The sequence below is a fragment of the Amycolatopsis roodepoortensis genome (assembly GCF_024628825.1).
In the GTDB taxonomy this organism is placed as follows: Bacteria; Actinomycetota; Actinomycetes; order Mycobacteriales; family Pseudonocardiaceae; genus Amycolatopsis; species Amycolatopsis roodepoortensis.
Window position 1 is genome coordinate 8,050,526 of the sequence record NZ_CP102415.1, and the last position, 17,022, is coordinate 8,067,547.

At 70.0% G+C, this 17,022-nt stretch carries 17 protein-coding genes; 8 read left to right on the forward strand and 9 right to left on the reverse strand.

Annotated elements, in window-relative coordinates; all coding sequences use genetic code 11:
* Nucleotides 1-59: 59 nt before the first annotated feature.
* Entirely contained in the window at nt 60-1,016 is a 957-nt protein-coding gene (locus NQK81_RS38785) for a Ppx/GppA phosphatase family protein (protein WP_126733666.1), read from the forward strand.
* 39 nt (nt 1,017-1,055) lie between these two features.
* Nucleotides 1,056-1,235 (forward strand): hypothetical protein, encoded by a 180-nt coding sequence (locus NQK81_RS38790; RefSeq protein ID WP_126733665.1) that lies wholly within the window; start codon nt 1,056-1,058, stop codon nt 1,233-1,235.
* A 4-nt stretch (nt 1,236-1,239) separates the two neighbouring features.
* Here NQK81_RS38790 and NQK81_RS38795 read toward each other — a convergent pair whose 3' ends face one another.
* From NQK81_RS38795 to NQK81_RS38805, 3 genes are read right to left on the reverse strand one after another with little or no spacing between them, the layout of a single operon-like run.
* Nucleotides 1,240-3,600 (reverse strand): glycoside hydrolase family 65 protein, encoded by a 2,361-nt coding sequence (locus NQK81_RS38795; RefSeq protein ID WP_257485427.1) that lies wholly within the window; start codon nt 3,598-3,600, stop codon nt 1,240-1,242.
* The gene (locus NQK81_RS38800) at nt 3,597-4,331 is read right to left on the reverse strand and encodes an HAD family hydrolase (RefSeq protein ID WP_257485428.1); all 735 of its coding nucleotides are present in this window, start codon (nt 4,329-4,331) and stop codon (nt 3,597-3,599) included. The genes NQK81_RS38795 and NQK81_RS38800 overlap by 4 nt, the downstream gene beginning before the upstream one ends.
* A gap of 44 nt (nt 4,332-4,375) precedes the next feature.
* Entirely contained in the window at nt 4,376-4,933 is a 558-nt protein-coding gene (locus NQK81_RS38805) for a TetR/AcrR family transcriptional regulator (protein WP_257485429.1), read from the reverse strand.
* Nucleotides 4,934-5,005: 72 nt separating this feature from the next.
* Between NQK81_RS38805 and NQK81_RS38810 the strand changes: the two genes are divergently transcribed.
* Nucleotides 5,006-5,512 carry a PaaI family thioesterase gene (locus tag NQK81_RS38810; protein ID WP_034319130.1) on the forward strand — a complete coding sequence of 169 codons (507 nt, stop codon included), beginning with the start codon at nt 5,006-5,008 and terminating at the stop codon, nt 5,510-5,512.
* On the opposite strand, the gene NQK81_RS38815 is transcribed toward NQK81_RS38810, so the two are convergent.
* The 3 genes from NQK81_RS38815 to NQK81_RS38825 all read right to left on the reverse strand — a co-directional run bounded on the left by NQK81_RS38815 (nt 5,509) and on the right by NQK81_RS38825 (nt 8,163).
* A complete protein-coding gene (locus NQK81_RS38815; RefSeq protein WP_257485430.1) occupies nt 5,509-5,862 on the reverse strand; it encodes a nuclear transport factor 2 family protein in 354 nt (117 codons plus the stop codon). The genes NQK81_RS38810 and NQK81_RS38815 overlap by 4 nt on opposite strands.
* Before the next feature lie 162 nt (nt 5,863-6,024).
* A complete protein-coding gene (locus NQK81_RS38820) occupies nt 6,025-7,227 on the reverse strand; it encodes an ROK family transcriptional regulator (protein ID WP_126733660.1) in 1,203 nt (400 codons plus the stop codon).
* A 207-nt stretch (nt 7,228-7,434) separates the two neighbouring features.
* Nucleotides 7,435-8,163: a zf-HC2 domain-containing protein gene (locus NQK81_RS38825; protein ID WP_257485431.1), complete on the reverse strand. Its 729-nt coding sequence runs from the start codon at nt 8,161-8,163 to the stop codon at nt 7,435-7,437.
* Between the two features lie 58 nt (nt 8,164-8,221).
* Here NQK81_RS38825 and sigC point away from each other — a divergent pair, with 58 nt between their 5' ends.
* The 5 genes from sigC (at nt 8,222) to NQK81_RS38850 (ending at nt 13,904) form a co-directional block, all read left to right on the forward strand.
* Nucleotides 8,222-8,791 (forward strand): RNA polymerase sigma factor SigC, encoded by a 570-nt coding sequence (gene sigC, locus NQK81_RS38830; protein ID WP_126733658.1) that lies wholly within the window; start codon nt 8,222-8,224, stop codon nt 8,789-8,791.
* A 179-nt stretch (nt 8,792-8,970) separates the two neighbouring features.
* On the forward strand, nt 8,971-11,217 hold the full coding sequence (locus tag NQK81_RS38835; protein WP_257485432.1) for a xanthine dehydrogenase family protein molybdopterin-binding subunit: 2,247 nt from the start codon (nt 8,971-8,973) through the stop codon (nt 11,215-11,217).
* Between the two features lie 26 nt (nt 11,218-11,243).
* Nucleotides 11,244-11,699, forward strand: coding sequence for a (2Fe-2S)-binding protein (locus tag NQK81_RS38840; protein ID WP_034324549.1), 456 nt, complete (start codon nt 11,244-11,246; stop codon nt 11,697-11,699).
* Between the two features lie 140 nt (nt 11,700-11,839).
* Entirely contained in the window at nt 11,840-13,081 is a 1,242-nt protein-coding gene (locus tag NQK81_RS38845) for a PucR family transcriptional regulator (RefSeq protein WP_257485433.1), read from the forward strand.
* 10 nt (nt 13,082-13,091) lie between these two features.
* Complete coding sequence (locus NQK81_RS38850; protein ID WP_257485434.1) at nt 13,092-13,904, forward strand: aldo/keto reductase; 813 nt, start codon at nt 13,092-13,094, stop codon at nt 13,902-13,904.
* 315 nt (nt 13,905-14,219) lie between these two features.
* On the opposite strand, the gene NQK81_RS38855 is transcribed toward NQK81_RS38850, so the two are convergent.
* Genes NQK81_RS38855 through NQK81_RS38865 form a run of 3 tightly spaced genes read right to left on the reverse strand, consistent with a single transcriptional unit; the run spans nt 14,220 to nt 17,003 of the window.
* On the reverse strand, nt 14,220-14,963 hold the full coding sequence (locus NQK81_RS38855; RefSeq protein WP_257485435.1) for a class I SAM-dependent methyltransferase: 744 nt from the start codon (nt 14,961-14,963) through the stop codon (nt 14,220-14,222).
* A gap of 49 nt (nt 14,964-15,012) precedes the next feature.
* A complete protein-coding gene (mgrA, locus tag NQK81_RS38860; RefSeq protein ID WP_257485436.1) occupies nt 15,013-16,047 on the reverse strand; it encodes an L-glyceraldehyde 3-phosphate reductase in 1,035 nt (344 codons plus the stop codon).
* A complete protein-coding gene (locus NQK81_RS38865; protein ID WP_257485437.1) occupies nt 16,044-17,003 on the reverse strand; it encodes a helix-turn-helix transcriptional regulator in 960 nt (319 codons plus the stop codon). Before NQK81_RS38865 ends, mgrA begins: the two co-directional genes overlap by 4 nt.
* Nucleotides 17,004-17,022 lie beyond the last annotated feature (19 nt).

Sequence of the window (17,022 nt, forward strand, 5' to 3'; positions counted from 1 at the left end):
TCAGGAGTGAAAGCGAGACCTCGGGGGAATCCGTTCGCGACGAAGGTGAGGTGCCTCGCGTGCGCAAGCAGATCGGCGAGCCGTCCGCCGCGGTCCTGGACGTCGGGTCGTTCGGCGCGCGGCTGGTGGTACTGGCCAAGGGCGGTTCGCCGCTCGACCCCGCGCTGAACCACCAGACGCGGCTGCGCCTGGACCGGGAACTCGACGATGACGGGAACCTGACCCGGCGTGGTATCGACGCGGTCTCCTCCGCGGTCGAGGCGGGGATGACGATGGCCGCCAAGCACGGCGTCGAAAACGTGTATCCGCTCGCCACCTCGTCGATCCGCGACGCGGCCAACGTCAAGCAGGTCGTCCGCGACGTCGCGAAGGCCACCGGGGTCAAACTGCGGTTCCTCACCGGCCGCCGCGAGGCCGAACTGGCCTACGTCGGCGCGCGCCGGTGGTACGGCGCTTCCGCCGGCGGGCTGCTGGTGCTCGACATCGGCGGCGGGACCGTCGAGCTCGCCGCGGGGGACGCCGAGGAGGCCGGGTTCGCGCACTCCCTGCCGCTCGGCGCGCGATCACTGACCCGGGACTGGTTCGCCACCGAATGCCCGTCGCCCAAGGTGGTACGGGCGATGCGGGAACACGTGCTCGACGAGGTCCGCGACGCGATGCAGGACGTTCTCCCGCATATCCGCGACCATCGCGCCGTCGGCTGCTCCAAGGTGCTGCGGCAGCTCGCCCGGCTCGCCGGGGACCGGCCGTCCCGCGCCAGGGAACTGCACCTCGACGACCTCCGCGCGTGGATCCCGCGGCTGGCGAAGCTGCCCGCGAAACGCCGCGCCGAGCTGCCGGGTATCTCGCGGCAACGCTCCCACCAGGCGCTCGCGGGCGCGATCGTCGCCGAGGCGCTGCTGACGCTGGCCGGCGGCCAGGTCGCCATCTGCCCGTGGTCCACCAGGGACGGGCTGCTGCTCGGCATGCTCGACGGGCTGGTCACGCCGGAGGGCGAACCGGCGAAAGCCGCCTGAGGACTGGCGCATCCGGCCGCGAGCGGGTACCCCGGACACATGAGGGAAAGCAAGAAGAACTTCGGGCAGGACGAGGAAGAAGACCTCGACGACCTTCGCGGGATCCAGCCGAAGACCGACGTGCCCAGCGCGCCGAACCGTGACATCGGGCCGCATGGCACCAAGGAGGTCGACGGCGTGCCGGGCAGCGGCGAGGTACCGGTCGAGCCTCCGGACTGAGCACTCACCCGTCCTTCGGCCGCCTCCGCGCCGGAGCGCGGCCCGCGGGCTGCACCGGCGCCGGACCCGGGTCGATCGCCGGGATCGGCAGCCGCACCGGCTCGGCGGTCACCGTGAACATCTCGCCGTGGTGCGCCAGTTCCAGCGGCTCCCCGGTGATCACGTGGTACGTCGCGCCCTCGCCGTCGATCTCGACCTGGAACCGGGTGCCGCGGAAGGTCAGCCGGAACGCGATCCGCCGGAGTTGCGGCGGCAGCCTCGGCGCGAAGGTCAGCCGGCCGCCGTAGTCGCGCAGGCCGCCGAAACCGGCGACGGTGCCCTGCCACGCGCCCGCCAGCGAGGCCAGGTGCAGGCCGTTGCGGACGTTGTTGTGCACGTCGTGCAGGTCGGTGAGCGCCGCCTCGGCGAGGTAGTCGTAGGCCAGTTCGAGATGCCCGACCTCGGCCGCCACCACCGCCTGCGTTCCCGCCGACAGCGAGGAGTCCCGTACGGTCCGCGCCTCGTAGTACGCGAAGTCGCGCGCCTTCTCCTCGGGGCTGAAGGAATCCCCGCACAGATGCAGCGCGAGCACGAGGTCGGCCTGCTTGACCACCTGTTTGCGGTACAGGTCGAAGTACGGGTAGTTCAGCAGCAGCGGGTAGAAATCGGGGTCTGTGGCCTCGAAATCCCACTCGTCGTGTTCCAGGAACCCCTCGGACTGCGGGTGTACGCCGAGATCCTCGTCGTAGGGCACCAGCATCGCGTCGGCTGCCTTGCGCCACAACGCGACCTCGTCCGCGCCGACCTCGAACCGCCGGGCGATGTCGTCGTGCTGGCCGACGATTTCGGCGGCGTAGAACAGGTTCCGGCGGGCCATCAGGTTCGTGTAGACGTTGTTGTCCGCCACCGCGGAGTACTCGTCCGGTCCGGTGACGCCGTCGATCCGGAACCGGCCCCGCCGGTCGAAATGCCCGAGCGACAACCACAACCGCGCGGTTTCGAGGAGCAGTTCCGCGCCGCAGGTCCGCATGAACTCGTCGTCGCCGGTGGCATTGAGATAGCGCACGACGGCGTCGGAGATGTCCGCGCTGACGTGGAACGCCGCCGTGCCCGCCGGCCAGTATGCCGAGCATTCCGCGCCGTTGATGGACCGCCAGGGGAACGCCGCACCGCGTAAACCCAGCTGGGTGGCCCTTTCCCGCGCCTTGTCCAAAGTGGAGTGACGCCAGCGCAACGCGTCCCGGGCGGCGTCCGGGATGCTGTAGGTGAGCACGGGCAGGACGAAGGTCTCGGTGTCCCAGAACGCGTGCCCGTCGTAGCCGGGGCCGGTCAATCCCTTGCCCGCCAAGGCCCTCGTCTCGCCGCGGGCTCCCGCCTGCAGGAGGTGGAAGAGCGCGAACCGCACGGCCTGCTGTAGTTCCGCGTCGCCGTCGATCTCGATGTCCGAGGTCTCCCAGAAGTCGTCGAGGAACGCCTTCTGCTCGGCGAGCAGCCCCTTCCAGCCGGTCTGGCGTGCCCCGGCCAGCGCGGCCTCGACCTGCGCGCGCACGGCGGGCACCGAACGCTGCGCGGACCAGCCGTAGGCGAGGAACTTGGTGATCCGCAGCCGCCCGCCCTTGGGCACGTCGACGGCGATGGTGAGCCGCGCGAGATCGTCCTCGGCCTCGATATGCGTGCGCACGCCGTCGGAGACGTCGATCTTGTGGTCCATCGCGGCGGCCATCCGCAACCCGGAGCGCCGGGTCTGGTGCACCAGCACCGCGTGATACGCCTCCGCGTGGTGGTATTCCCCGATCAGCGGCGACTCCAGCGCCGCCGCGACCCGCGGGTCACGCGTGTCGGATTCGATCGGTTCGTTCGCCAGGAGATCCGACTGCACCACCAGCTGGAGTTCGTCGTCGAGCGGCTCGACCTCGTACCTGATCGCCGCGACGGCCCGCTGGGTGAAGGAGACCAGGCGTTCGGTCTTCACCCGGACCCGGCGGCCGGTCGGCGACGACCAGACGGTGTCGCGCGCGAGCGTGCCCTTCCGGAAGTCGAGGACGCGGTCGTGTTCGGTCGCCTGGCCGTACCGCATGTCGAGCGGCTCGTCCTCGACCAGCAGCCGGATGACCTTGCCGTCGGTCACGTTGACGACCGTCTGTCCCTCTTCGGGATAGCCGTAACCCGTTTCCGCGTAAGGAAGATCGTGCTGTTCGTAGAAACCGTTGAGATAGGTGCCGGGAAGACCGCGCGGCTCGGCCTCCTCCAGTGTGCCGCGCAGGCCGATGTGCCCGTTGGACACCGCGAACGCCGATTCGGTGCGCTGCAACGCGTCGACGTCCATCCCGTGCCAGCGCAGCTCCCAGGGCGCGACCTCGTAGCCGCGGAAAAGCGATTCGCTCACTTGCGGTCCTCCAGGAGCTCGGCGAGGTCGTCCACCACCACGTCGGCGCCGTGCGCGAGCAGTTCGCCCGCCTGGTGCGCGCGGTTGACCCCGACCACGTAACCGAAACCGCCGTCCTTGCCCGCCTGCACCCCCGCGAGGGCGTCTTCGAAGACGGCCGCGTTCGCCGGTGCGACACCGAACGCCTCGGCGCCGGCGAGGAACGAATCCGGGGCGGGTTTGCCACGCAGATTCTTTTCGGCGATCACGATCCCGTCGATCCGGGTTTCGACGAACTTGGTGAGGTCGGCCGCGTCGAGCACCTTCGCGCCGTTGGCCGACGAGGTGACCACGCCGATGCGCAACCCAGCCGCCTTCGCGGCTTCCAGGTACCGGACGGAACCCGGGTACGGGGTCACGCCCTCGTCCTCGATGATCTTCAGCACCAGCTGGTTCTTCCGGTTCCCGACGCCGTTGACGGTGGCGGCGTCGATCCCGTCGTCCGGGCTTCCCTCGGGCAGTTCGATCCCGCGCGAGGTGAGGAACGTGCGGACGCCGTCGGCCCTCGGCCTTCCGTCGACGTAGGCCGCGTAGTCGTTGTCGGTGAACGGCGAGAACGAGTCACCGTCGCGGGCGCGCAGGAATTCGTCGAACGTGCGTTTCCACGCTTCGCGATGCTGGGCCGCGGTTCCGGTCAGCACGCCGTCGAGGTCGAAGAGACAGGCCGTGATGGTGTCGGGCAGACCGATCATGTCTGGCCACGCTACCCGGGCTCGCCGGTGCCCGCTCGGCTTCGTCAGGAGGCGCGGATCACGAGCGCGACATGCCGTGCGGCCCGGTCCAGCGGCTCCGGCGACCGGCGGACCCGGCTGACCAGCAGAGCGCCTTCGAGGTTGTTCATGATGGCCGTCGCGACGTCTTCGGGATCTTTGACGTCACCGAGCAGTTCGATGAGCAGCGTGTGCCAGGTGGCGAACGCGTCCTGGCACGCCTTGGTGATCGCGGGCGAAGCGTGCGCCATCTCCAGCGTGATCGTGGCGAGCGGGCAGCCGCCGCGGTAGTCGTCGGCTGCCAGCGCCTCGCCCGCCTTGCGATACCACCAGGCCACGGCGTCCTCGACGGTCTCGGTGCGCTCGAAGGCGCGGCGGACCGTCTTGGACACGACGGCGGTGCCGAGTTCGATGGCGGCGACCGCGAGCTGTTCCTTGCCGCCGGGGAAGTGGTGGTACGCCGATCCCCACGGGGTCCCGGCCTCTTCGACCAGCCGCCGCCACGAGGTCGCCTGGTAGCCCTCGCGGCGGAAGAGCTTCATCGCCGTCGAGATCATCCGCTCGCGAGTCGTGGTGTCGGACACGTGGCTCAGCATAGCCCTTGACTAGGACGACCGTCTTAGGAAAGCCTAGGACGATCGTCTTAGGAGGCAGCCATGACCACCGACGTCACCGGGCAGACCAGGCAGAAGACCGTGACCTGGCAGGATCCGCTGCCCACCGCGCGGCTCGGCCGGGAAATGTCCGGGCTCGAGTACCTGACCGGTATCGCCGAGGGCCGGATCCCGCCGGCGCCGATCTCGGCGCATTTCGGCATGCGCTGGGTCAGCGTGGCCGAAGGCGACGTCGTGATCGCCGCGACGCCGGACGAGTCCCTGTACAACCCCATCGGGACCGTGCACGGCGGCGTCGCGGCGACCCTGCTGGATTCGGCGGTGGCGTGCGCGGTGCACTCGACCCTGCCCGCCGGTGTGGGGTACACCTCGGTGGAACTGAAGGTGAACTACCTGCGCGCCATTTCCGGCTCGGTGGGGGAGATCCGCGCGCACGGCTGGGTCGTGAAGGCCGGTTCGCGCGTCGCGTTCGCCGAGGGCGACATCCGCGACGGGCAGGGCAAGGTGCTCGCGACGGCGTCGAGCACCTGCCTGATCATCAAGCCCTAGAACATTTCCGCGCCGGGCGGCACCGGCTGCTTGACGTCCCAGTGCTCCACGATGAGCCCGTCCTCGACGCGGACGATGTCGACGACGGCCGCGCCGGATTCCTCACCCGGCCGGACGACGTGCAGGTGCACGACGACGTGCTCGTCGTCGGCGATCACGCGTTTCACCGAGACGTCCGCGCCCGCCATCGGCGAATTCCGCATCGCCTCCACGAAAGCGTCGCGGCCGGAAGGAAATCCCGGGCTGTGGGTGACGAAATCCGGGCGCACGTTCGTGCCCGCGGCGGCGAAGTCCTTGTGCACGAACATGTTCTCGAAGCAGTCGAGGACGATCTTCTTGGCTGTGGTCATAGGAACATCGTCCCCGCGCTGTCGATTACCGCGGAGGTAAAGGCTCAGAGCGGCGGAACGTGGCGGTCAAGGTGGTCGTGAGTGGCGTTTCGGGTTCTAACCCGAAACGCCACTCACGACCCGCTCGCCAGGTGCAGGCCGACGCGAACTTCCGACCCGGGCTTAAGCCGCGCCCACCTTGCGTTCGAAGACCAGGCCCTCGGCGGCGCGCAGGCCGACACTGATCGCGCCGGTCAGCACCCCGTCGTCGCCCAGTTCGCCCTGGACGACCGCCGGGACCAGGGGCGTGAACGAGCGCAGGGCGCGATCGATCGGGTCGAGCAGCAGATCGGCCGCGGTGCCGATCCCGCCGCCGAGCACGATCAGTTCGGGGTCGATCACCGCCGCCACCGACGCCACGGTGTACGCGAGCCTGTCGGCCTCCGCCTCGACGGCGCGCAGGGCGAGTTCGTCGCCGTCGCGGGCGAGCCGGAAGACCTCGCGGGCCGATTTCGCCGTGCCGAGGCCGAGTTCGCGCGCGCCGCGGACGACGGACTGCGCCGCCGTCGCCTCTTCGAGGTGGCCGCGGACCGGCGGCGAGTCCTCGCCTTCGCCCGCCGCGTGCGACTGCCCGTACGGCAGGTAGCCGATCTCGCCGGCCGCGCCCGTCGCGCCACGGAAGACCTGGCCGTTGACCATCACGCCCATGCCGACGCCGGTGCCGATGGTGATGCAGCCGAACACCGACGCGCCGCGCGCGGCACCGCGTTCCCATTCGCCGACGGCGGTGAGGTTCGCGTCGTTCTCGACCATCAGATCCGGGCCGAGGACGGCTTCGAGTTCGTCGAGCAGGCCCGCCTTGCCCCAGCCGGGAAGGTTCGGCGCGTGCCGGAAGCAGCGTTTGTCCGGGTCGGCGACGCCGGGGGAGCCGAGGACCCGCACGACGATGTCCGCCTGCGACAGTCCCGCTTCGCGCACGGTGGCCGCGGCGAGGGCGCCCACCGCGCTGACGAGCGCGGTGCCCGACCGCGAGGTGTTCCGCTCGTCACGGCGGGCGACCACGGTGTGGCCGAGGTCCGAGACGGCGACGCGCAGATGCTCGCGTCCGATGTCGACACCGAGGACGTAGCCCGCCGTGGGATCCGCTTCGTAGAGGACGGCGGACCGGCCGGTGCCGGTCGAGGTGTGCCCGGTCGCCCTGGCGAGACCGGCCGCTTCGAGCGCCAGTAACGCTTGGCTCACCGTGGGTTTCGAAAGTCCGGTGTCCTTCGCGACCTGGGGCCGCGTCGCCGGGCCGCTGCGGCGCAGGAGGTCCAGCACGGCGCGCTGATTGATCTTCCGCATCCCGGCGGGGGTGCCGACGGGTGGGTTTTCTGCGCCAACCACGAGCTTCGCCTCCTGTCGAACCAAGGTGTTCCACCAAAGTTATCCGCCTCCGGCCCGAAATGGGCAAGAAGGTTTACATTCGGTGGTCCAAGGCGACGATAAACGTGCCCGCGCCGCGAATCGCGCACGCCGCGCGCGAAAAACCGTGATTCACCCGGTATCCGTGCGCGTGCTCCCAGTGACCGGTAATGGTCTAGACCAGAAGATTCAAGCCACGTGGCGGCTCGCCGGGCGCCGGAAACTTCTGTGCTGACGGGGTCGTTCGGCGACTTCGCCGGTTTCGTGGTCCGGTTCGGCGGTGCGGGAATCCGGGTAACCGGCCGTCGTCGCCGGGCTGGGGCGGTTGCGCAGCCGGTGCTGGCGGTTCACCACGAACAGCAGCAACACCCCGGCGACGACCAACCCGTGCGTGAGCACCCGTCCGGCGGTCACCTGCCCGGTGACGAGGTCGCCCGCCGACAACGCCAGCAGGAGCGCGACGAAACCGGTCAGCGCGGGCAGCTGCCCGGCCGCCGCCTTCGTGCGGACGGCCGCCCAGCCGAGGCCGACACCGACGGCGAGGTTCCACGCGCTGCTTTCATGCGAAAGGTGCCCGATCAGGGATTCCGTGCCGTGTCCCGCGGTGTGGTCTTCCACGCCCAGGAGCTGGGCGAAGGCGAGGCCGAGCTGCGCGATCGCGACCAGCGCGAGCGCGATCCTGGCCGTCCAGCCCTCACTCGGCGGGGCGGGGGTGCGTTCGAGGATGACGGCGGTGAGGTCCGGGACCGGGGGAGCGGGCCGCAGCAGCATCCCCCGGTGCATCCGCTCGGCGCGCGAAAGCCACGAGCGGCACGCGGGGCAGCCGGCCACGTGCCGGTCGACCACCTCGGGCGGGGCGGGTTCGGTTTCGCCGTCGAGCCGGGCCGACAGGGCCTCGCGGCAGGTCTCGCACTTCACGTCTCACTTGTCGGGCGCGGGCCTGCCCCGGTTCCCGGGACGCTGCTACGTTTCTCGTATGGCCAGGCCGCGCAACCACGACGACGAGCGGGTGACCGAGCTCGCTCTCGCCGCCGCCCGCGGCGACCGGCGGGCGCTCGAGGACTGGGTGCGTGCCACCCAGGCCGACGTCTGGCGTTTCGTCGCGCACCTCGCCGACGTCGGCGCCGCCGACGATCTCACCCAGGAGACGTACCTGCGGGCGTTCGGCAGCCTGCGGCGGTTCGCCGGCCGGTCCTCGTCGCGGACCTGGCTCCTGTCGATCGCGCGCCGTGTCGTCGTCGACCGCATCCGGGCGGCTTCGGCGCGCCCGAAGCTCGCCGACGTCGACTGGGAGGCCACGGCCGAGCGGCGTGGCGCCCGCCAGGCCGAGGGTGTCGCCGGGTTCGAGGATCTGGTGGAGCTGCGGATGCTGCTCGACGGGCTCGACCCGGAGCGGCGCGAGGTCCTCGTCCTCACCCAGGTGCTGGGGCTCTCGTACGCCGAGGCCGCCGAGATCTGCGGCTGCCCGGTCGGCACCGTGCGCTCGCGTGTCGCCCGTGCCCGCGAGGACCTGCTCGAAGCGGGCCGGGAGCGCGACTCCATCTAGCCCTCGCTGTGGCGCGCCACACATTCGGGGCCGTTCGCTGTCATCTCGTCACACAGATGGGCCGACCCGACTACTCCGCGTTGACTAGGCCGAATGCCGATGCCTAGCGTGTCGCCATCCGACCCCAGGCCGCGCGAGGGTCCCCGCCTTCTCCGCGCGCTCTCGAAGGGATCTTCCCGATGGCCAGTCCCACCACTGGAACCCAAGGCGAGGCTCCGGACTCCGGAGGCCTCGGCCGCCGCCGGTTCCTGAGCTTCCTCGTCGCCGCGCCCACGCTCACGATCGCCACGAAGATCGGTATCGACACCGTCGCGCCCGAAGAGGCCGAAGCCGTCATCCCGACCCCGCCCGGACCGGCCGAGATCCTCGACCTCGGCGACGTGCTGATCCTGTCGAACGCCCCCACCGCCGGTCTCCTGGTGCTCGAAGTCCGCGAAGACGGCCGCGTGCGGCTCGAACTGCCGCGGACCGAGGTCGGCCAGGGCATCACCACGGCGAACGCGATGCTGGTCGCCGAGGAGATGGACCTGCCGCTCGACCGCGTCGACGTCGTCCTCTCCGACGCCCGCTCCGAGCTGCTGTTCAACCAGCTGACCGGCGGTTCCAACACGATGCGCTCGCTCTACACGCCGGTGCGGGTCGCGGCCGCCGCCGCGCGTGCCCGCCTGGTCGCGGCCGCTGCCCGGCAGTGGGGCGCCGAGGCCGCGCGGCTGTCCACAAGGGACGGTGCGGTGATCGCGCCCGACGGCCGCCGGGCAGGCTACGGCGCCCTCGCCAAGCCCGCCGCCCGCGCCGACCTCGGCAAGGTGACCGCGACCCCGAAGGTGGAGTCCGCGCACCGGCTGGTCGGCACGCCGCAGTCGCGCAAGGACGCCCGCGCGATGGTCACCGGGCAGCTGCAGTACACGCTGGACCTGGACATCCCCGGCGCGAAGCCGGTCATGGTCCGCCGTCCGCCGACGATCAACGGAACGGTGAAGGCGGTCAACAACGAGGCCGCCGTCCGCGCGATGCCCGGCATCATCGACATCGCCGTGATCAAGACCGGGGTCGCGGTGATGGCCGAGACCTTCGGCCAGGCGCTGGACGGCAAGAACGCCCTCGACGTCACCTGGAACGGCGGCACCGTCGACGGCGAGAACAACGCGACGATCAAGAAGAAGCTGCAGGCCGCGGCGCTCCCGTTCGTCGTGCCGCCGCTGCTGACCCAGTACGTCGACGGCGAGTTCGACTTCGCCTTCGCCAGTCACGCGCCGCTGGAGACCAACTCGGCCGTCGCCGACGTCCGGGAGGACAGCGCGACCATCTGGTCCGGGATGAAGGTCCCGATCCTCGCGAAGCAGAACATCGCGCAGGAGCTCGGGCTGCCGGAGAACAAGGTCACCGTGCACGTCCAGCAGGCGGGTGGTTCCTTCGGCCGTCGGCTGTTCTCCGACGGCGCCATCGAGGCCGCGCGCGCGTCCAAGGCGTTCAAGCGGCCGGTGCGGCTGATGTGGAGCCGCATCGACGACATGCGCCACGGCCGCGCGCGGGCCGCGAGTCACCACAAGATCCGCGCCACCTTCGCGCTCGGCCAGGTGCTCACCTTCGAGCACCGCGTCGCCAGCGTGGAGACCGACTGGAGCCACGGGCTCGGCGAGGTCCTCACGGCGTTCGCCTCCGAACTGCCCGTCGGCGGCAACCTGAGCTTCGCGCAGACGGTGTTCCTCCTGACGGTGAAGTCGCCGTACAACTTCGGTGTCACGACGCAGTTGCTCAACGAGGTCCCGGTGGACTTCCACACCGGTGCCTGGCGGTCGGTGTACTCCGCGAGCACGCGCGGCGCGGAAGAGATCATGGTCGACGAGATCGCCGCGAAACTCGGCAAGGACCCGGTCGAGTTCCGGCGCGAGTTCATCAAGAACGACCGGCAGCGCGCGGTGCTGGACAAGGTCGCCGAACTCGGCGAGTGGGGCAAGAAGATGCCCAAGGGTTTCGCGCAGGGGGTCGCCGTGCACGGCGAGTACAAGTCGTACACCGCCTGTCTCGTCGAAATGGACGCCCGCGACCCGAAGAAACCGCGCGTCACCAAGGCGACCATCGCGGTCGACGTCGGCAAGCCGATCAACCCGCGTGGGATCGAGGCGCAGATGCTCGGCGGCCTGACCGACGGCATCTCCACCACGCTGACCGCGGGTCTGCACATCGACAAGGGCCTGCCGCTGGAAGGCAGCTACTCGCAGTTCCACTACGCGCGGCAGAAGAACTCGCCGACGGACGTCAAGGTGTTCGTGATGCCGGAGACGGGCGAGATCGGCGGCGCCGGGGAACTCGGTGTACCCGCGCCGGTCGGCGCGATCGCCAACGCCTACGCGCGGGCCACCGGGATCAAACCACGCAGCTTCCCGATCAACTTCCCGATCGACTTCGAACCCTTCCCCCGCTGACTTTCCTTCCCCGCCAAGGAGTTCCGATGCCCAACTACACCTTCACGGTGAACGGGAAGACCGTCACCGTCGACGCCCCCGCGGATCTGCCCATGCTGTGGGCGCTGCGGGACAAGCTCGGCGTCCGCGGCCCGAAGTACGGCTGCGGGATCAACGTCTGCAAGGCCTGCACCAGCCACCTCGACGGCGAGGCGTTCAACCCGTGCGTGACGCCGGTGTCCGAGTGCTCGGGCAAGGAGGTCACCACGATCGAAGGCCTCGCCGACGGCGACGACCTGCACCCGGTGCAGGAGGCCTGGCTGGAGCAGGACGTCGCGCAGTGCGGCTACTGTCAGCCGGGGCAGATCATGGCCGCGGTGGCGCTGCTGAAGAAGACGAAGAACCCGACCGACGCCGAGATCGACGCGATCCAGAACGTCTGCCGGTGCGGCACCTACTTCCGGATCCGCGAAGCCATCAAGAGCGCGGCCGCGAAGCTGTGAAATCCCGCCGGTGCGGCGGGAATCCCGATTTTCCGCCGCACCGGCGGCGCCCGCCGGTTTCGACAGGCCGCCCGCGGGCAAGTCGTGTTAGATGGCGTCCCCAGGGGCTCGACGAGGAGTCCCTGCCCCGGAGGACGTCCATGCACTACCGAACTGTGCTCCGCGAAGGTTCGGCCGCCGTCGTCGCCGAGCTGGCCGTGGAGGTCGAGAAGCAGCTGCCGGCGCTCATCGACGGCACCGTCGGGCAGATCCGTGCCGAGATGCCGGTGTACCGCGACGCGCAGTTCGTCAGCCTCGCCGAACTGCGGACGTCGGTGCGGAACAACCTCGAGTTCGTCATGCGGACCCTCCGCGGCACGGAGGAACCGGACCTCTCCCAGGCCAGGGCGACCGGGCGCGCCCGCGCGCTGCAGGGCGCGCCGCTGCCGGAGCTCCTGCGCGCCTACCGGATCGGGCTCACCGAGGTGTGGAACCGGTTCGTCGAGCTGACCGCTTCGAGCGAGCACCAGGACCTCCGCGGTCTCGTCGCCGCCACGTCGGCGATCTGGGCGCTGATCGACGACTACGCCGAGGCGCTGACGACGACGTATCGCGACACCACCGCCGAAGTCATGCTGGCGCACCAAAGCAGACGCTCCGCGTTGGTCGAGGCGCTGTTCGCCGGCGGCGCGGCCACCGAGGGCACGCTGTGGGACATCGCGCGCGTGCTGGAGCTCTCGCTCGACGGGACCTACGTGGTCGTCGCAGCCGAGACCCCGCGCGTCGGGCACGAACCGTTGCCGCAGATCGAAAACCGGCTCCGCGATCGGCATCACGCGTCCGCCTGGCGGCTCACCCCGGACCTGCAGGTCGGTGTGGTCTCGATGCGGGATCCGGCGGCGTCGCAGGTGATCATCGAGCTGTTGCGGGAGAACCAGACCGGCCGGATCGGCGTCAGCCCGGTGTTCACCGGCCTCGGGAACACCTCCCGCGCGCTGCACCTCGCCCGCGTCGCGCTCTCCAGCCTGCTGCCGGGGTCGACGGGAATGGTGCAGTTCAACGAATCGCCGCTGGCCGGTCTCGTCGCCAGCGCGCCAGAGGCGTCGGTCCAGCTCGCGCACCACGTGCTGCGGCCGATCCTGGACCTGCCCGGCGACGACCGGAACGTGCTCCTGCTGACGTTGCGGGCGTGGTTCGAATGCCAGGGCTCCACGAAACTGACGTCCGAGCGGATGTTCTGTCATCCCAACACGATCCGGCACCGGCTGAAGCGGATCTCCGAGGAACTGGGCCGTTCGCTGACCGACCCGGCCGACATCGCCGAACTCGGCGCCGCCCTGCGCGCGCTCCACATGTTCCCGGACACCTCGCATCTGCCCTCGCCGAGGGATCCGCTGCGCTAGGTTCGTCTCCATGGAACAGTTCGCCATCGGCGGAGACCTGCCCGTGCGCCGGATCGGTTTCGGTGCCATGCGCCTGCCGACCGAAGCGGGACCCGGACGTGAGCATTCGATCGCCGTCGCGCGGCGCGCGGTCGAGCTCGGCATCACACTGATCGACACCGCGCATCTCTACGGCGGGGGAGCGAACGAGGAGCTGCTGGCCGAAGCGCTGTATCCGTACCCGGACGACCTGGTGATCACCACCAAGGTCGGCGTCGTGCGGGCCGGCGACGACTGGAAGTACGACGCCCGCCCGGAATCGCTGCGGTTGCAGGTCGACGAGGGGCTGCGACGGCTGCGCGCCGAGCGGATCGAGCTGCTGCAGCTGCACCGCCTCGACCCCGAAACCCCGCTGGCCGACCAGCTCGGCGCGCTGCGGGATCTGCGCGACGAAGGCAAGATCGGCCGGATCGGGCTCTCCGAGGTCACCGCGGACGAACTCGCGCGAGCACGGGAGATCGTGGACATCGCGAGCGTGCAGAACCGCTACAGCCTCTTGGACCGTTCGTACGAGGCGGTGCTGGACGCGTGCGAGGCGGCCGGAATCGCTTTTCTGCCTTGGCGTCCGGTGCTCGGCGCCGCTTCCGAGGCCGGTTCCGAGCTCACCGCCGTCGCCGCCGAACTGGGAGTGACCACGGCGCAGGTCGGGCTCGCGTGGCTGCTGGCGCGGTCGCCGGTGGTCCTGCCGATCCCCGGGACGGCGAATATCGCGCACCTTGAGGAGAACTTCGCCGCGGGGGACGTGAAGCTGACCGCCGAGCACCTGGAGCGCTTGTCCTCGTGAAGGGTGAAGGCACGTGGGTTCGGGGCGCCGCGCTCACCGGTCCGTGAAGGCCTCCTTACCTACCCTGAAGGTAGGGAAGGGGCCCTTCACTACCAGCCGATGTGGGCCGCCCCCTGTCGCGAAAGCCACTTTCGGGACACTGAGCGTCGCGAAAGTGGCTTTCGCGACACGCCCGATTTGCCTTACCCCTCAAGAGAACCGACCGAGGTCGGACCGGCACGGCGCCTGAAGTACATGAAGGCCCCCTTCCTTGCGCCAGGCGCAAGGAAGGGGGCCTTCATGTACCTGGCGAGGTCGGACCTGGGACCAACCGGACTAGGGCTTGACGGCCTCCACGAGCACCCGCCGCGAGTGCGCCACGAACTTCCCGTCGGTCTCGATGATCCGATGGAGTTCCGCGAGCCGGTCGCGGTACGTCTCGACCTCGAACCCCGGCACGATCCAGATCACCTTCCGGAGGAAGTGGACGACGGCGGCGAGGTCGAAGAACTCCATCCGCAGTTTCGCCGGTTCGAGACGCTCGACGCGCAGCCCGACGGCCTCCGCCTCGACGCGCAGGACGTCGGGTGTCCAGCCGCCGTAGTCCTGCGGGCCGAGGAAGAACTCCTTCAGCTCTCGCACGGTGCCGGCGCCGATCTGTTGCGACAGAAAGGTTCCGCCCGGGCGCAGCACGCGGGCGATCTCCCGCCACGGGTTCGCGATCGGATGGCGGCTGGTCACCAGATCGAAGGACTCGTCGGGGAAGGGCAATGGCGCGTCGTGCTCGGCCTCGACCACCTCACCGCCCAGCGGCGCGAGGTTCCTTCGGGCGACCTCGACGTTCGGCGGCCAGCCTTCGGTGGCGGCGAGGACCGGCGGCGGTTCCGGGATGCCCGCGAGCACCTCGCCGCCGCCGGTCTGCAGGTCCAGCCCGGCGGCGGCCGCCGCCATCCGCTCGCCGAGCAGCTGCGAGTAACCCCACGGCGGCCGTTCCTCCGTGGCCCGGCCCTCGAACCACGAGAAATCCCAGCCTTCGACCGGGACGGCCTCTCCTTCGGCGAGTAGATCTTCGAAAGTCATGCTCGCAGTCTCGGCGCCCCGGCCCGGCGGGGCAACGCGATTTCGGGTGTCATCCGGCGTCGGTCGAGCGCTTCCAGAGGTTGATGTCGGCCTCGGTGGCGTAGCGGTCGATCTCGGCCAGCTCTTCCTTCGTGAAGTGCAGGTTCTTCAGCGCGCCGACGTTGTCCTCCAGCTGGGCGACGCTGCTCGCGCCGATCAGCACCGACGTCATCCGCGGGTCGCGCAGGCCCCACGCGAGCGCGAGCTGCGCCAGCGTCTGCCCGCGCCGCTGGGCGATCTCGTTCAGCGCCCGGATCTTGCCGAGGGTGCTCTCGGTGATCGTGTCCGGGTTGAGCGACTTCCCTTGCGCCGCACGGGAATTCTCGGGAACGCCGTCGAGGTAGCGGCTGGTCAGCAGCCCCTGCGCGAGCGGCGAGAAGGCGATACAGCCCGCGCCTTCGGCTTCGAGCGTGTCGAGCAGCTTGTCGCCTTCGAGCCAGCGGTTGAACATCGAGTACGACGGCTGGTGGATCAGCAGTGGGGTGCCCAGTTCGCGCAGGAGCCGCGCGGCCTCGGCGGTCTTCTCCGACGAGTACGACGAGATGCCGACGTACAGCGCGCGTCCGGAGCGGACGGCGGTGTCGAGCGCGCCGACCGTCTCTTCGAGCGGCGTCTCGGGGTCGAACCGGTGCGAATAGAAGATGTCGACGTAGTCCAGGCCCATCCGGCCGAGCGACTGGTCCAAAGAGGACAGCAGGTACTTGCGCGAGCCCCATTCGCCGTACGGGCCGGGCCACATGTCGTAGCCGGCCTTGGTCGAGATGACCAGTTCGTCCCGGTAGGGCTTGAAGTCCGACGCCAGCAGCCTGCCGAAGTTCTCCTCGGCCGAGCCGTAGGGCGGGCCGTAGTTGTTGGCGAGGTCGAAATGGGTGATGCCCAGGTCGAACGCGCGCCGCGCGATGTCCCGCTGGGTGCCGAGCGGCTTGTCGTTCCCGAAGTTGTGCCACAGGCCCAGCGAGATCGCGGGCAGCTTCAGGCCACTGCGCCCGGTGCGGCGGTAGGGGATGCTCTCGTATCGGCCCTCGGCCGCGACATAGGTGCTCACGGCCCGATGCTAGCCGCCGTGAAGAGGGCGGCGACGGACGCGAGGTGGTCTTTGAACGCCGAAGGGCTCTCGACCTCGAAAGGCGCGCCGATGGCGGCGAGGATCAGGACGGGCCAGTCGAAGGTGTCGACGTTCATCGTCAGACGACACGAGGTCTCGTCGATCGCTTCGAGCGTGCCGCCGAGGTACCGCACGGCCGATTCGACCTGTGCCTTCGGCGCCTCGACCCGGACGACCAGCGAATGCGTGGTCGGCCTCGCCTTGATCTGGGCTTCGACGAACTTGACCGCGTCGCCGCCGGGGATCTCGCGCGGGCGGTAGCGGGCGCCGGTGGTGCGAGGCTCGCTGAGCCTGTCGACGCGGAACGTGCGCCAATCCACCCGGTCGAGGTCCCAGGCCACCAGGTACCAGCGCCGTCCGAGCGAGACGAGCCGGTGCGGCTCGACCAGCCGTGCGGACTCCTCGCCGCCGCGTGCCGCGTAGTCGAACTTCAGCCGCTCGTCGTCCCGGCACGCCTGCGCGATCACCGTCAGGCTGGCCGCGTTGACCCTGGGGCCGGTGACGGCCGCCGGCGTCGTGTACGCCTGGAGCGCGTCGACCCGTCTGCGCAACCGGGGCGGCATCACCTGGACGACCTTCGTCAGCGCCCGGACCGAGGTCTCCTCGATGCCCTCCACCGAACCGCTCGCCGCCGTCCGCAGGCCGACGGCGATCGCCACGGCCTCTTCGTCGTCCAGCAGCAACGGCGGCATGACCGTGCCCGACCGCAGCTGGTAGCCGCCCGCGACACCGCGGCTCGCGTTGACCGGATAACCCAGCTCGCGCAGCCGCTCGACGTCGCGCCGCAGCGTCCGCTCGCTCACCTCGAGTTTGTCGCTCAGTTCGATCCCCGACCAGAAGCGGTGTGTCTGCAGCAGGGACAGCAACCGCAGCATCCGCGCACTCGTATTCGCCATGAATCCAGGTTCGCTCGCA

What these genes read in the sequence shown, in the direction of transcription:
- NQK81_RS38790 (WP_126733665.1), top strand. Translation starts at nt 1,056, where the DNA reads ATGAGGGAAAGCAAGAAGAACTTCGGGCAGGACGAGGAAGAAGACCTC.
- NQK81_RS38800 (WP_257485428.1), bottom strand. Translation starts at nt 4,331, where the DNA reads ATGATCGGTCTGCCCGACACCATCACGGCCTGTCTCTTCGACCTCGAC.
- NQK81_RS38810 (WP_034319130.1), top strand. Translation starts at nt 5,006, where the DNA reads ATGACCACCGACGTCACCGGGCAGACCAGGCAGAAGACCGTGACCTGG.
- NQK81_RS38815 (WP_257485430.1), bottom strand. Translation starts at nt 5,862, where the DNA reads ATGACCACAGCCAAGAAGATCGTCCTCGACTGCTTCGAGAACATGTTC.
- sigC (WP_126733658.1), top strand. Translation starts at nt 8,222, where the DNA reads ATGGCCAGGCCGCGCAACCACGACGACGAGCGGGTGACCGAGCTCGCT.
- NQK81_RS38835 (WP_257485432.1), top strand. Translation starts at nt 8,971, where the DNA reads ATGGCCAGTCCCACCACTGGAACCCAAGGCGAGGCTCCGGACTCCGGA.
- NQK81_RS38840 (WP_034324549.1), top strand. Translation starts at nt 11,244, where the DNA reads ATGCCCAACTACACCTTCACGGTGAACGGGAAGACCGTCACCGTCGAC.
- NQK81_RS38845 (WP_257485433.1), top strand. Translation starts at nt 11,840, where the DNA reads ATGCACTACCGAACTGTGCTCCGCGAAGGTTCGGCCGCCGTCGTCGCC.
- NQK81_RS38850 (WP_257485434.1), top strand. Translation starts at nt 13,092, where the DNA reads ATGGAACAGTTCGCCATCGGCGGAGACCTGCCCGTGCGCCGGATCGGT.
- NQK81_RS38855 (WP_257485435.1), bottom strand. Translation starts at nt 14,963, where the DNA reads ATGACTTTCGAAGATCTACTCGCCGAAGGAGAGGCCGTCCCGGTCGAA.
- NQK81_RS38865 (WP_257485437.1), bottom strand. Translation starts at nt 17,003, where the DNA reads ATGGCGAATACGAGTGCGCGGATGCTGCGGTTGCTGTCCCTGCTGCAG.